The organism is Georgenia alba (genome assembly GCF_042665525.1).
In the GTDB taxonomy this organism is placed as follows: Bacteria; Actinomycetota; Actinomycetes; order Actinomycetales; family Actinomycetaceae; genus Allobogoriella; species Allobogoriella alba.
Map to the genome: position 1 here is coordinate 129,185 of NZ_JBHTCQ010000005.1, position 14,300 is coordinate 143,484.

11 protein-coding genes are annotated in these 14,300 nt (G+C 74.6%); 5 read left to right on the forward strand and 6 right to left on the reverse strand.

Annotation, left to right across the window (positions count from 1 at the left end; all coding sequences use genetic code 11):
* Positions 1-9: 9 nt before the first annotated feature.
* From tilS to dacB, 3 genes are read right to left on the reverse strand one after another with little or no spacing between them, the layout of a single operon-like run.
* Entirely contained in the window at positions 10-1,035 is a 1,026-nt protein-coding gene (tilS, locus tag ACFQQL_RS18295; protein ID WP_382396605.1) for a tRNA lysidine(34) synthetase TilS, read from the reverse strand.
* 11 nt (positions 1,036-1,046) lie between these two features.
* Entirely contained in the window at positions 1,047-2,102 is a 1,056-nt protein-coding gene (locus ACFQQL_RS18300) for a zinc-dependent metalloprotease (protein ID WP_382396606.1), read from the reverse strand.
* A 17-nt stretch (positions 2,103-2,119) separates the two neighbouring features.
* Complete coding sequence (dacB, locus tag ACFQQL_RS18305) at positions 2,120-3,526, reverse strand: D-alanyl-D-alanine carboxypeptidase/D-alanyl-D-alanine endopeptidase (RefSeq protein WP_382396607.1); 1,407 nt, start codon at positions 3,524-3,526, stop codon at positions 2,120-2,122.
* A 155-nt stretch (positions 3,527-3,681) separates the two neighbouring features.
* Between dacB and ACFQQL_RS18310 the strand changes: the two genes are divergently transcribed.
* Positions 3,682-4,170, forward strand: a complete 489-nt coding sequence (locus ACFQQL_RS18310; RefSeq protein ID WP_382396608.1) for an inorganic diphosphatase — start codon at positions 3,682-3,684, stop codon at positions 4,168-4,170.
* A gap of 103 nt (positions 4,171-4,273) precedes the next feature.
* Here the strand turns inward: ACFQQL_RS18310 and ACFQQL_RS18315 are convergent, their stop codons facing one another.
* Positions 4,274-5,692, reverse strand: a complete 1,419-nt coding sequence (locus ACFQQL_RS18315) for a C40 family peptidase (RefSeq protein WP_382396609.1) — start codon at positions 5,690-5,692, stop codon at positions 4,274-4,276.
* Between the two features lie 499 nt (positions 5,693-6,191).
* Between ACFQQL_RS18315 and ACFQQL_RS18320 the strand changes: the two genes are divergently transcribed.
* The 3 genes from ACFQQL_RS18320 to ACFQQL_RS18330 all read left to right on the forward strand — a co-directional run bounded on the left by ACFQQL_RS18320 (position 6,192) and on the right by ACFQQL_RS18330 (position 9,930).
* Positions 6,192-7,523, forward strand: a complete 1,332-nt coding sequence (locus ACFQQL_RS18320; RefSeq protein WP_382396610.1) for a bifunctional o-acetylhomoserine/o-acetylserine sulfhydrylase — start codon at positions 6,192-6,194, stop codon at positions 7,521-7,523.
* Between the two features lie 71 nt (positions 7,524-7,594).
* Positions 7,595-8,737: a homoserine O-acetyltransferase MetX gene (gene metX, locus ACFQQL_RS18325; protein ID WP_382396811.1), complete on the forward strand. Its 1,143-nt coding sequence runs from the start codon at positions 7,595-7,597 to the stop codon at positions 8,735-8,737.
* Positions 8,738-8,820: 83 nt separating this feature from the next.
* Positions 8,821-9,930, forward strand: coding sequence for an alpha/beta hydrolase (locus tag ACFQQL_RS18330; protein ID WP_382396611.1), 1,110 nt, complete (start codon positions 8,821-8,823; stop codon positions 9,928-9,930).
* Between the two features lie 39 nt (positions 9,931-9,969).
* Here the strand turns inward: ACFQQL_RS18330 and ACFQQL_RS18335 are convergent, their stop codons facing one another.
* Positions 9,970-10,722 carry a DinB family protein gene (locus ACFQQL_RS18335; protein WP_382396612.1) on the reverse strand — a complete coding sequence of 251 codons (753 nt, stop codon included), beginning with the start codon at positions 10,720-10,722 and terminating at the stop codon, positions 9,970-9,972.
* A 404-nt stretch (positions 10,723-11,126) separates the two neighbouring features.
* Between ACFQQL_RS18335 and ACFQQL_RS18340 the strand changes: the two genes are divergently transcribed.
* Positions 11,127-11,375 (forward strand): hypothetical protein, encoded by a 249-nt coding sequence (locus tag ACFQQL_RS18340; protein ID WP_382396613.1) that lies wholly within the window; start codon positions 11,127-11,129, stop codon positions 11,373-11,375.
* A gap of 74 nt (positions 11,376-11,449) precedes the next feature.
* Here the strand turns inward: ACFQQL_RS18340 and ACFQQL_RS18345 are convergent, their stop codons facing one another.
* Complete coding sequence (locus tag ACFQQL_RS18345; protein WP_382396614.1) at positions 11,450-14,299, reverse strand: FAD-binding and (Fe-S)-binding domain-containing protein; 2,850 nt, start codon at positions 14,297-14,299, stop codon at positions 11,450-11,452.
* Between the last annotated feature and the right edge of the window lies 1 nt (position 14,300).

Sequence of the window (14,300 nt, forward strand, 5' to 3'; positions counted from 1 at the left end):
CTCGTCGCCTCAGCCGAAGGCAAGCCTGCCACAGGTGCGGCGGACCACCACCGGCCCCGGCAGGTGCACCGGCCCCTGCCCGTGGTAGTCCGTGACCAGCGCCTCGACGGCTTCCACGTGCACCGCCGCGAGCGCGCCGGCGCTGGCACCGGCACGCACGGCGGCCGACCGGATCGCCCGGCTCCGCAGGGCCGGATGGGCGTCGGCGAGCACCGCCACGTCGAGGGCGACGGCCGAGCTCTCGGGCGGCACCGTCGCCCGGTCCGCGAGCGCGGCGGCCTGCTCCTCGAGGAGTCCGGCGTCGCGGGCGAGCTGCTCGGCGGTCCGGCCGAGCGACTCGACGACGCCGGGCCCGAGGGCGTCCACGAGCGCGGGCAGGACCCGGTCCCGCACCGCCGCCCGCCGCAGCGCCGAGCCGTCGGCCGCGCGCCAGGGACCGTCGGCGGCGTTCGTCGGGTCCTCCTCGGGCACCACCCCGGCCGCCCGGCACACGGCGCCCGTCTGCGCGCGGCGCAGGCCCAGGAACGGTCGGCGCCACAGCCCCCGCACGCCGGGCATGCCCGCGAGGGAGCGGGCGCCCGAGCCCCGGGCGAGCCCGAGCAGCACGGTCTCCGCCTGGTCGTCCAGCGTGTGGCCGAGCAGGACGGCGGCGGCACGGTGCTCCCGCGCGGCTGCCTCGAGGGCCGCGTAGCGTGCGGCACGCGCGGCGGCCTCCGGCCCGCCCGCCCCGGTGCCGGCGGCCCCGCCGGGGACCTCCACGGTCCGGACGTCCACCGGGTCGAGCCCCAGCTCGCGGCAACGTCCGGCCGCGCGTGCGGCGGCCGCCGCCGACTCCGGCCGGAGCCCGTGGTCCACCACCACGGCGCCCGCCGGCCGGCCCTCGCGGCCGGCGACGAACGCGGTCGCGACCGCGAGCGCGAGCGAGTCCTGGCCGCCCGAGCAGGCCACCAGCACCGGTGCGTCCGGTGCCAGGTCCGCCAGCGCGGATCGCACGGCCCGGCGTGCCGCCGCGACGGCCGGGTCGAGTGCGGGCACGGCGTGCTCCGTCAGCCGTGGACGCGGCGCACCCAGGCGGCCGGGTCGCTGACCTCGGCGGCCGTGGGCAGCGTCTCCGGCGACGTCCACACCGCGTTGAGGCCGGCGTGCCCGACCTCGTCGACGACGGCACGGACGAACCTCGCGCCGTTGCGGTACTGGGCGACCTTGGCGTCCATGCCGAGGATCCGGCGCAGCAGCACGTCCCCGGTGGAGGTGCCGTCGCGCCGCTTCTCGAACGCGGCACGGATGTGCCGCACGGATGGCAGCCGGCCGGGACCGACCTCGTCCATGACGACGTCCGCGTGCCCCTCGAGGAGGCTCATCACGGCGACGATCTCGGCAAGGTCGGCCCGCTCCCGCTCGTCGAGGAAGGCATCGACGAGCGGGCCGCCCAGGTCGTCGGGCTTCTCCTGCGGCGTGCCGCCGAGCGCGGCGGTGGCCGCGTCGAGCACGCCGCGGACGGCCCGCGCCAGGCGAGCGCTGCCGTCCGGCGTCGCGGAGACGCCGCCGACCAGACGCCGCATCCGACCCGCGAGATGCTCCGGGAGCCACGGCGCGGCGGCGAACTGCACGGCGTGGGTCTGCTCGTGCAGGCAGACCCACAGCCGGAAGTCCATCGCGTCGAGGTTGAGCTCGCGCTCGATCTTCAGCACGTTCGGCGCGACGAGCAGCAGGCGCCCGCGGGGCTCGTCGCCGAACGGGTCGTACTGGCCCAGCACCTTGGTCGAGAGGATCGCCAGGACGAAGCCCATCTCCTCGCCGGCGACGCGCCCGGAGCCGGGCAGCGGCGAGGTGGGCAGCAGCCCGTCGGTCAGCCGGGCGAACATCTCGACGTTCGCCTGGGACCAGCGCGGCCGGTCCACCACGTACACCGGGACGTCGGCGACCTGCTGGGCGGCACGCGTCAGCCCGGTGATCTCCGCCACGTGCTCGGGGGCCTCGGCGGCGGCGCGGCGCAGCACCTGCACCAGCGCCCGCAGCTCGGCCGGCGTCCCGGTGGGGCCGGGCCGCGCGAGGCCACCCGCCCGGCGCACCGCGGTCTGCCAGTCGACGGCGCTGCTCATGGAGCCACCGTAAACCGTCACGCGCACCCGCAGGCGGCCATGTCCGTGACGAGGTCCTCCATGGCCAGGTGCGCCAGGCTGCCCGTGCCCGGCGAGAGGTCGGAGGCGATGAGCGAGAAGTGCAGTGGACGGCCGTCGGCGGTCAGGACGAGCCCGGTCAGCGAGACCGATCGGACGAGCGTCCCGGTCTTGGCCCGGACGTATCCGGCGGCGTCGCCGGTGAACCGGTCGGACAGGGTGCCGTCCAGGCCGCCGACGGCGAGGCCCGGCACGAGGCCGTGCAGGTTGCGGTTCGCCGGGTCGTCGGAGAGCCGCAGCACGTCCACCAGGACCGCGGGCGGCACGGTGGTCGCCGGGCTGAGACCCGAGGCGTCGGCCATGGTGACGGCGGAGACGTCCGCGCCGAGGTCCCGCAGGACGGCGCGCACCGCGGCGGTGGAGCCGGTGAAGTCCGCGTCCTCGCCGCGCTCCACCGCCACCAGGTGGCCGAGGACCTCGGCGAGGGAGTTGTCGGACTCGCGGAGCATGTGGCGCACGACGGCGGATATCGGCGCGGACTCGACCGTGGCGAGCACGTCCGCCTCCTGCGGCGCGGCCCCCCGGTCGATCCCGGTGACCTCGACGCCGCGCTCCTCGAGGGCGTCGGCGAAGGCCACCGCGGCGTCCACGCCCGGATCGTCGGAGTAGGCGCCGCCGGAGCGGCCGGAGTCCAGCGCGATCGGCTGGATTGCGGAGACGAAGGTCCGGTCGATGGGACCCCAGTCGGGGTGGTAGAGGGGGTCGGTGAAGAGCGTGTCGTCCAGGTCCAGGTCCACCCGCGTGACGTCCCGCTGCCGGAGCGCCTGGGCGGTGGCCTCGGCCAGGTCCGCCAGGCCGGCGTGGCCGTTGGTGAGGCTCGGGTCCCCCTCGCCGGGCGCGAGCAGGGTGTCGCCCCCGCCGCGGAGGGTCACGGTGTCCTCGTCCGCGAGGACCGCGGAGGTCGTCAGGGTGCGGTCCGCACCGAGGGCGGCGAGGGCGGCGGCACCGGTGAGCACCTTGAGCGATGACGCCGGTGAGCGCGGGGTCTCGCCGTCGTGGTCGAGGATCACCTCGCCCGTGATCGCGTCGGCGACGACCAGGCCGAAGCTGCCCGTTCGGCGCGGGTCCGACTCGAACGCGGAGACGAGCTCCTCGAGGCCGGCCCGGGTGGGCACCTCGGCGGACTCGTCCGGGCCCTCCACGGTGGGGGCGACCACCGGGCCCCCGGGGAGCGCGAGCTCGGGGAAGGGCCGGGCGTCGGGCGGGACCGGGTCGGTGGTGAGGACGCCGGGAACGGCGTCGGCGGCGTCCGCGGCCCCGTACGCGAGGACCAGGGCGAGCACGACGACGAGGAGGCGGCTCCGACGTCGTCGGGTGCCCGACGTCCTGGGACCGTCCTCCGCCACGTGCGTCCCCCTTTCCCGCGAGCGGTCACCTCGAGCGGTCACGTGCGGGACCACCCCGGCCGGTAGGTCACACTAGTGGGCAGGAGCGGCGGGCGACGTGAGACCCGACCGCGTGAGATCGAGCCGGGCACCAGCGGACTCGAGAAAGGGTAGACGTGGAGTTCGACGTCACGATCGAGATCCCCAAGGGGAACCGCAACAAGTACGAGGTGGACCACGAGACGGGCCGGATCCGGCTCGACCGGATGCTCTTCACCTCGACGAGATATCCGGACGACTACGGCTTCATCGAGGACACGCTCGGCGAGGACGGGGACCCGCTCGACGCGCTCGTGCTCCTCGAGGAGCCGACGTTCCCCGGCTGCCTGATCCGCTGCCGGGCGCTCGGCATGTTCCGCATGCGCGACGAGGCGGGCGGCGACGACAAGGTGCTGTGCGTCCCGTCGGGCGACCAGCGTGCGTCGTGGCGGACCGACATCGACGACGTCTCGGAGTTCCACCGGCTGGAGATCCAGCACTTCTTCGAGGTCTACAAGGACCTCGAGCCGGGCAAGTCGGTCGAGGGCGCCCACTGGGTCGGCCGTACGGAGGCCGAGGAGGAGATCCGCAGGTCCTACGAGCGGTACCGCTCCGGCGGCCACTGACAGCCGTCCTGGACAGGAGAAGACCCCGCCGCCCCAGCCGGCGGGGTCTTCTCGTGCGGCCGGTCATCTCTGCCCGGGCGGGTCGGCGCACCGCCGGGGCAGGTCAGGCGACGCGACCGCCGTAGGGGAGGATGCTGCCGTACCACATGGGGACCTCCTCGACCGTGCTCCCCGGGCTCGGGGCGTGCAGCCGCATCCCGTTCCCGGTGTAGATGCCCACGTGGTAGATGCCCGAGGCGGCGCCGTTGCTGCTCCAGAACACCAGGTCACCCGCGCGAAGCTGGCTGAGCGGGACCGGCGTGGAGGCCGCGTACTGCGCGCCCGAGGTGCGCGGGAGGTAGATCCCGGCCTGCTCGTAGGCGCGCATCGTCAGGCCCGAGCAGTCGTAGCCGTGCGGGCCGGCGGCGGCCCAGATGTACGGCTTGCCGAGCTGGGTGCGCGCCCAGGCGATCGCGGTCTGCGCGGCCGAGGTGTTCGGCGGCGCCGGGGCGGGCTCCGGTTCCGGCTCCGGTGCCGGTTCGGGCTCCGGCTCGGGGGCCGGTTCGGGCTCCGGCTCGGGGGCCGGTTCACGGGTGGGCTCGGGGGCCGGTTCACGGGTGGGCTCGGGGGCCGGTTCGCGCGTGGGCTCGGGCTCGGGCCGACGGGTCGGCTCCGACCGCTCCGGCGCCTGCTCCTCCTCGGCGGCACGGTCCCCCGCCTCGCGCTGCGCCTGCTCCTGTGCGGCCTGCTCCTGTGCCGCCTGCTCTTGGGCCGCCTGCTCCTCGGCCGCCGCCTCGGCGGCCCGCCGCTCGCGCTCCCGTCGCTCGGACTCGAGCGCCTCCTGACGCTCCTCCTCGAGCGCGACGGTCGTCCGGCGCTGCTCGGCAAGCTGGGCGATGAGCTGCTGGCGACGCTCGGCGGAGACCGTCAGCTGGGTCTCGGCGGCCCGCGCCGCCGACTGGGCCTCGCGCGACGCGGCGGCGAGGGCGTCCGTGGCCTCCTGCTGCTCGGCCACGGCGTCCTCGGCGCGGTCCTGCAACGTGCCGTGGACCTGCTCGAGCGCCTGGAAGTGCTGGACCTGCTCGTCGGTGCGGGTGCCGAGCCGGTCCAGCGTCTCCTGGCGAGCCATCGCCTCGGAGAACGAGTGTGACGAGAGGTAGGGCATCGCGCCGGACAGCGTCGCGGAGCCGTCGCGATAGAGCGCAGCGCCGATCTGGCCCAGCTCGGTGCGGGCCGCGTCGACCTCCTCGGCGGCTGCGTCGGCCTGGGCCTGGGCCTCCTCCGCACGAGCCTCCGCCTCGTCGAGCGCCACCTGCGCCCGCAGGTACTGCTCGTTGGCGATCTGCGCGCGCACACGGGCCTCTTCCGCCTGGGCGGCGACCGACGCCAGCTCGATCTCGAGCGCGGCGATCTGCTGCGACGTCGACCGCTCGGCCTCACGCGCCGAGGAGATGTCCTCCTGGCTCGGCGTGGCGAACGCGGCCGCCGGGATCAGGGTGCCGCCGACAACGAGGGCAGCGAAGGCCGCCGTGATGCGCCTCATGCGCTGCTCTCCCGCCACGAGCACTCCCTTGAATCACACGCGTGTTATTCGAATTGTCGTTCCACCGGCGTGTCGCCTTGACGTTTCGCCGATGCCCTCGCAGACGGTAGCGGAAGTTTGCCTCACTGTGAACAGGGGTCCCGATTTTCACATCATTCACACCAGCACCAGGATGCTGCGCGGCGGCGCATCACGAGCTGCGGCCTGCCGCCCCCGGCCCTGCCCACCGAGTGCGCGCGTCTCGGAATCCAAGACGCACCGGACCGCACCTCGCACCGGTGCCCCGCGGCACGTACCGTGCGGGTCATGTTCCTTCGCCGAATGTGCCGCTGACGCGCACGTTCGGCATGCCCGCTGGCGCGAGACCGGGCCGGATCCACCCGGCCGGAGACGACGCCGCGGGCGGCACACGTGCACGTCATCCCCAGTCCCCCGCGGGCTGACGACGTCGGCACGAGACGCATCGGCCCGCTCCCCCGAACCGACCTGGAGCCAGACCATGAGCGAGCCGACCACCTGGGCCTTCGAGACCCGTCAGATCCATTCCGGCCAGGAGCCTGACCCCGCGACGGGGGCCCGAGCCCTGCCGATCTACCAGACCACGTCCTTCGTCTTCGACGACGCCAAGCAGGCCGCCGACCGCTTCGCCCTCGCGGAGCTCGGCCCCATCTACACCCGGATCACCAATCCCACCCAGGAGACCGTCGAGAACCGCATCGCCGACCTCGAGGGTGGCGTCGGGGCACTGCTCGTCTCCTCCGGCCAGGCGGCCGAGACCCTTGCGATCCTCAACATCGCCGAGGCCGGTGACCACCTCGTCGCGAGCCCGCACCTGTACGGGGGCACGTACAACCTGCTCCAGCACACGCTCCGCAGGTACGGCGTCGAGACGACCTTCGTCACCGACCCCGACGACCCCGAGGCCTGGCGCGCGGCCGTCCGGCCGAACACCAAGCTCTTCTTCGCCGAGACGATCGCGAACCCGAAGGGCTCGGTGCTCGACATCGAGGCCGTCGCCGCCGTCGCGCACGAGACGGGCGTCCCGCTCGTCGTCGACAACACCGTGGCGACGCCGTACCTCGCCCGGCCGCTGGAGCACGGCGCCGACATCGTGGTGCACTCGGCCACCAAGTACCTCGGCGGCCACGGCACGGCCATCGCGGGGGCGATCGTCGACGGCGGCACCTTCGACTGGTCCGCAGACCCGGAGCGGTTCCCCGGCTACAACACCCCGGACCCGAGCTACCACGGCCTGGTGTTCAAGGACCTCGGCGCACCGGCGTTCATCCTCAAGGCCAGGGTCCAGCTGCTGCGCGACCTCGGCCCGGCGGTCTCGCCGTTCAACGCGTTCCTCGTGGCCCAGGGGCTGGAGACGCTGTCACTGCGCATCGAGCGGCACGTCGCGAACGCCCAGCGGGTCGCGGAGTTCCTCGAGGCCCAGGAGCAGGTGACGTCCGTCGCGTACGCCGGGCTGCCGTCCTCGCCGTGGTACGAGCGGGCGCAGCGGTACACCCCGAAGGGCGCCGGGGCCGTGCTGGCCTTCGAGCTCGCCGGCGGCTACGCGGCCGGCCTGGCGTTCGTCGACGCCCTGACGCTGCACTCGAACGTGGCCAACATCGGCGATGTGCGCTCGCTGGTCATCCACCCCGCATCCACGACCCACTCGCAGCTCGACGCCGCGGGGCTCGCGGCGTCCGGCGTCAGCGAGGGTCTGGTCCGGCTGTCCGTCGGAATCGAGCACATCGACGACATCCTCGCGGACCTCCGCCTCGGCCTGGAGGCGGCCGCCGCGTTCACCCCCGCCGACACGGCCGAGCAGGGGGTGGCGTGAGCGAGCCTCGCCCGTGGACCGGGGCCGACGCCGTGGGCACGGACCACGACCGTCGGCACCGGCGCCGGGTCATCGACCTCGCGGCGCTGCCGGCCACCGGCGCGTGGCGGGAGGGCGAGGACCCGGGAGCACGGCAGTTCGTCGACATCGGCTCCCTCACGCTGGAGGCGGGGGGTCGGCTGCCCCGCGTGCGGATCGCCTACGAGACGTGGGGACGGCTCAACGAGGCGGGCGACAACGCCGTGCTGGTGCTGCACGCCCTCACCGGCGACTCGCACGTCGCCGGGCACGGACCGGGCGACCCGGTGCCCGGGTGGTGGGACCAGATCGTCGGTCCGGGCCGGGCCATCGACACCGACCGCTACTTCGTCGTCGCGCCGAACGTGCTCGGCGGCTGCCAGGGTTCGACCGGTCCGTCGAGCCCCGCACCGGACGGCTCACCGTGGGGCTCCCGGTTCCCGTACCTCACGGTGCGGGACCAGGTCGCGGCGGAGATCGAGCTCGCCGACCGGCTCGGCATCGAGCAGTGGGCGCTCGTGGTCGGGGCGTCGATGGGCGGGCACCGGGTCCTGGAGTGGGCGGTCACGGCGCCCGAACGGGTGCGTGCGATCGCCCCGGTCGCCACCGGGGCGCAGGCGTCGGCCGAGCAGGTCGCGTGGGCGCACACCCAGCTGGCCGCCATCGAGCTCGACCCGGGCTGGAAGGGCGGCGACTACTACGCGGCCGGGCCCGGCGAGGGCCCGAATCGCGGCCTCGGTCTGGCCCGGCAGATCGCCCACGCCACCTACCGCTCGCCGGCCGAGCTGGACGCGCGGTTCGGCCGCATCCCGCAGGGCGGTGAGGATCCGCTCGAGGGCGGGCGGCTGGCCGTGCAGTCCTACCTGGACCACCACGCGGCCAAGCTCGCCGAGCGCTTCGACGCCGGGAGCTACGTGACCCTCACCCGCTCGATGATCACGCACGACGTCGGACGGGACCGCGGCGGGATCGACGCGGCACTCGGCCAGATCCGGGCGGAGACGCTCGTCGTCGCCGTCGACTCCGACCGGCTGTTCTTCCCGGCTGAGTCGGAGCGGATCGCGGCGGCCGTGCCGGGAGCCGGGCCGGTCGCCCACGTGCGGTCCCTGTACGGGCACGACGGGTTCCTGGTCGAGCACGACCAGGTCGCCGCGCTGCTCGGGCGGTTCCTCCGGGCGGTCTCGCCGCAGCACTGAGCCGCCGCCGAGTCGTCGAGCTCGCGCCGCAACGTCGACGACTCGCGAGCCCCGGGTGGGCGACGGACGGCATGATGTGCCCCATGCCTCGCAAGAAGGCTCCGGAGGTGCGCCCGGAGGGAACCGTCCCGGAGGACCTGGTCGACCTGCCGCCACCAGCCCCGGCGGGTCGCTGGTCCCCGGACGTGCTCGGTGACGGCTTCGAGGCCCGCACCATCCCGCTGCTGGAGGACGACGAGGGTGAGGTCGTCGCCACCCTCGTGCGGCACGTCCCCGCCGACGATCCGGGCGCGTTCCACGAGACGCCCTCCTCGCCGTCGTTCGCGGTGCTCTATCTCCACGGCTGGAACGACTACTTCTACAACCGGGACGTGGCACGGCGGTGGTCGCAGCTCGGCGGCGCCTTCTACGCGTTGGACCTGCGCAAGTACGGCCGGTCCCTGCGCCCGCACCAGACCCGCGGTTACGTCGAGTCGCTCTCGACGTACGACGAGGACCTCCACGAGGCGCTCAAGGTCATCCGGCGTGAGCAGGGCGTGCGGACGGACCTCGTGCTCATGGGGCACTCCACCGGCGGCCTGACGGCGGCGCTGTGGGCGCACCGGCACCCGGGGGCGCTACGGGCTCTCGTCCTGAACGCCCCGTGGCTGGAGCTGCAGCACTCGGCGCTGCTGCGCGGCGTCGCGCAGCCGATCATCGCCCGGCTCGCGCGGACACAGCCCAAGGCGGTGATCCCTACCAGCGACCCCGGGTTCTACCAGCGCACCCTCACGGGGTGGACGGACGAGGACGGTCCCCTGCCCGAGGGACAGGAGGACGACCCGTTCGTGACCGGCTGGGAGCCGCACCCGGCCTGGCGCATCGTCGGTGCTCCGATCCGGGCGGGCTGGCTCTCGGCCGTCCTCGCCGGGCACGCGCAGGTGGCCGCCGGCCTGGACATCGACTGCCCGGTGCTCGTGATGACCGCGGCGAAGACGATCATCACCGCCACGAAGTGGTCGCCGCAGCTCCGCGAGGTGGACGTGGTCCTGGACGTGACCTGGATCCGGCGGCGTGTCCACCTGCTGGGCGGTCACGTCACGCTGGTCCGGCTCGACGGCGCGATCCACGACGTGATGCTGTCCTCGCGGCGTGTGCGGGACCGGGCACACGCCGAGCTGGCACGGTGGGCGCGGACCTACGTCCTGCGCTGACCGTCGACGGCCGGCGCGCGAACGCATCAGGCGGGCCGACTACACCCGGCCGGCCGCGATCGCGTCGAGGTCACGCGCGGCGTAGCGGTGGTGCTCCCACTCCTCCTCGAGGATCGTGTGCAGGCAGGACAGGACGGTCTCGTCGTGGTCGGGGTCGTGCGGGTTCGGGCGCGGCTCGGCGAGCAGGTCAGCCGTGGCGGCGGCGAGGAAGTCCCGCACCATCGTCTGACGGCCCGCCCGCGCCCGGAGCACCTCCTCGTACGACGGCGCCGCCGTCTGCAGGCCGTCGGGGCCGCCTTCGCGCGCGGTTCCCGTGTCGAGGAGGCCGACGGGATGGAACGGCTCGGCCTTCCCGAGGATGCCCTTGCCGAGCCACATGTCGGTGGCCATGATCAGGTGGCGCAAGGTCTGCGTCAGCGACCACTCGCCGTCGACCGACGCCTCCACCGTGCCGTCCGGCATCGCGGCGGCACGGGCGAGCGTCGCCGCCCACGTGCTCTCGACCTTCGCCCACGCCGAGCGCAACCCGTCCGGGTCGGCGGCGCGCTGCTCGGAGCGGCCGGGGAAGCGACGGTTGAGCTCGGCATCGACGTAGGGCAGCACGTCGACGCCGTTGACGAGGAGGACGTTGTCGCCGTCGAAGATCCACGGCGAGTCGATCTCCATCTGCTGGAGCTCGCTCCCGCGGACCACCACGCCGGACAGGTCGCACCCACGGAACTGCGCACCGCGCAGGTCGGCGTTCTTCACGACCGCCCCTCTGAGCTCGTCGGACCCGCTGAACGTGGCCATGTCGCCTCCTCTGCGTCCCAGATACGCGCAGTATGTCGGCCGCCGGTGACATCGTGGGCGGCATGGCGGCCCGCGAGGGCCGGGACACGGTGCTGCGGAAGATCGACGGTCCGACGCCTGGTGGCGGGCCGACGCCGAGCGGCTGCAGGAGATCGCCGAGCGCTTCCGCTGAAGCGCACCCGTCCGTCGACGACCGTACCGGGAGGCGTGACGGCGATGCGTCACGGAGACCCCTCGGGTCATGGCACCGCGAGCGCGCGGACGGGGCGCAGTACCCTCACAGTGAGGGGGCGACCAGCGTCAAGGAAGTCTGCGATGCCACCCGCGCACGTGCCCTCACCCGAGGCGGAGACGACATGACAGGCACACAGACGCCGAGGAGCGCCGGGGCCAGTCCAGGAGGTATGGCCCTGGCTCTGGCACTTCCATTGGGCACCCTGGCCGCGGCCGCCACCCTCACCGGGCTCGTGCTCCGGCCCATCGAGACCACTGTCGTCGCCGTGCTGGCGGTGCTGGTATCCGCCGGCGGCGTCCTCACTGTGCGGAGAGCCGGACACGGCCCGCTTCTGAGCAGGTCGTTGTCGGCAGTGCTCGTCGGGACCTTGGCCGTACTCGCGTACTACTGGGTCTCGGCGCTGGTGCACCTCGAGTAGCTCGTCTGCCGCTGACACACGTGTCACCCGGTTCCGAGGCGGCGGCGAGCTCGAGCGTCGTCGTCCCCGGGTCCTCAGGCCTCGCCCGCCAGCAGCTGGGCCAGGTGCACGCCTCGCCGGCCCGCGAGCTGGTCGGCCTGGGTCCGGCAGGACAGCCCGTCGGCGAGGTAGACGGCGTCCGGGCTCGCCTCGCGCAGCGCGGGCAGCAGCGCGTTCTCGGCGACGGCGACCGACGTCTCGTAGTGCCCGCGCTCCATGCCGAAGTTCCCGGCCAGCCCGCAGCAGCCGGCGAGCCGCGTCACGCGGGCGCCGGCCCGGGCGAGCAGGGCGGCGTCCGCCTCCCAGCCCATCACCGAGTGCTGGTGGCAGTGCGGCTGCGCCACGACCTCGACGCCCTCCAGGGACCGGGGCACCCACTCCTGCCCGGGACCGAGCGGCGCCGGGGCGGTGAGCAGCTCCGCGAGGGTGCGGACCGCGTCCGCGACCTCGCGCGATCGAGGGTCCTCCGGGAGGAGCTCCACGAGGTCGGAGCGCAGCGTCGCGGTGCACGACGGCTCGACGCCCACCACCGGGATGCCCTCGGCGACGTACGGGCCGAGCACGTCGAGCAGCCGCGTCAGCCGGCGCCGTGCGCCGTCGAGCTGGCCGGTGGTGATCCAGGTCAGGCCGCAGCACGCCTGCTCGGTGGGGACGATCACCTCGTAGCCCGCGCCCTCGAGGACGGTGACGGCGGCCCGGGCACCGGCGCCGTCGAGCGTCTCGGAGAAGGAGTCCGCCCACAGCACGACCCGGCGCCCCTCCCCCACGCTCGTGCGCCGCCCGCGCCGGCGCCACCACGCGGTGAAGCGCTCCTCCGCGAACCGCAGCAGGTGGCGGCGGGTGTCCATGCCGCCGAGCCGCAGCACGACCTTCGCGAGCGGCCGCAACCGACCGGCCCGGTTGGTCAGCCGCGCCAGGCCCGGGACGGCCGTGATCAGGCCAGACCAGCGCGGCAGCTGGCCGAGGAGGTAGTGGGTCCGGGGCCGGAGCCTGCCCCGGTAGGCCCGGTGCAGCACCTCGGACTTGTAGGTGGCGACATCGACGCCCGCGGGGCAGTCGGCGGCGCAGGCCTTGCAGGACAGGCACAGGTCGAGCGAGTCGCGCACGGCGGGGCTGTGCCACGAGGTCACGAGCGAGCCGTTGGTCAGCTCCTGCAGGACGCGGGCGCGCCCGCGCGTGACGTCCTTCTCGTCGTTCGTGGCCAGGTAGCTGGGGCACATGAAGCCCCCGGCGCCGGAGGTGTCCGCGCGGCACTTGCCCACACCCGTGCAGCGGTGCACCGCGGTGGCGAAGTCCCCGCCGTCCTCGAGGAAGGCGAAGCCCGACCGGTCCCGGACGGGCCGGGCGTGCGGCCGGCGCAGATCGGCGTCGATCGGCCGCGGGTCCACCAGCACACCCGGGTTGAGGTGGTTGTCCGGGTCGAACATCGCCTTGACCCGGCCGAAGAGGTCGAGCACCTCGGGCCGGTACATCCGCGGCAGCAGCGCGGAGCGGGCCCGCCCGTCGCCGTGCTCGCCGGAGAAGGACCCGCCGTAGGAGGCGACGAGGTCGGCGGCCGCCTCCAGGAGCTCCCGGGACGGACCCACGCCCTGCGGGGTCTCCAGCGGCAGGTCGAGGCGCACGTGCACGCACCCGTCCCCGAAGTGCCCGTAGAGCAGGCCGTCGATGCCGCGGTCGGACATGAGTGCGGTGAAGTCGCGCAGGTAGTCCCCGAGCCGCTCCGGTGGGACGGCCGCGTCCTCCCAGCCGGGCCAGGCGGGCTCGCCCGCGGGCGTACGGCCTCCCAGCCCTGCGCCGTCGGCGCGGATCCGCCACAGCGCGTCGGCCTGCGCCCCGGCGGGCACCACCGCGGCGGCGCCGGTGCCGCCCGCCGCGGCGAGCGCGCGGGCGCGGGCCAGCACGTCGTCCGGGCCCTCGCCGTCGCGGGCGCCGACCTCCACGAGCAGCCAGCCTGCGCCGTCGGGCAGCTCGGGGACGGCAGCGGCGCCGCGGTGGCGCCGCACCACGTCCACGAGCCGGGCGTCGATCCCCTCGACGGCGAGCGGCTCGTGCTCCAGCAGCGCGGGCACCGCGTCCGCGGCCGCAGGCATGTCCGGGTAGCCGAGGGCGACGACGACCGGGGCCTGCGGGATCGGCACCAGGTCGAGCGTGGCGCCGAGGACGGTCACGAGGGTGCCCTCGGTGCCGACGAGCATCTTCGCCAGGTCGGCACCGTGCTCGGGGAGCAGGTGCTCGAGGGAGTAGCCGGAGACCTGGCGTTTGAACCGGCCGAGCGCGGTGCGGATGGTCGCGAGCTCGGCGGCGACGAGCGCATCGAGACCGGGGACCGCGTCGAGCGACCCGCGTCCGGCGGTGAACCGGCGGCCGGAGCCGTCGACCACGTCGAGGCTGCTGGTGTTGTCGGCCGTGCGGCCGTAGGCCACGGCGTGCGGGCCGCACGCGTTGTTGCCGATCATGCCGCCGAGGGTCGCCCGGTTCTGCGTGGACGGGTCGGGGCCGAACCGCAGGCCGTGCGGCTTCGCCACGGCCTGGAGGGCGGACATCACGACGCCGGGCTGGACGGTCGCGGTGCGGGCCTCGGGATCGAGGGCGAGGACGTTGTTCAGGTGGCGCGAGAAGTCCAGCACCACGCCGGGTCCGATCGAGTTCCCGGCCACGGACGTGCCGGCGCCGCGGGCGGTGACCGGCACGGCGAGGTCCCGGGCGGCCGCGAGCGCGGCGAGGGCATCGGCCTCGTCCCGCGGCGCGACGACGACCTGCGGCACCACCCGGTAGTTCGAGGCGTCCGTGGAGTACTCGGCGCGCCGCCGGTCGGAGTCCTCGACCTCGCCGTCGACGACCGCGCGGAGCGCGGCGGCGACGTCCCTGCTGGTGACCGTGCTCACG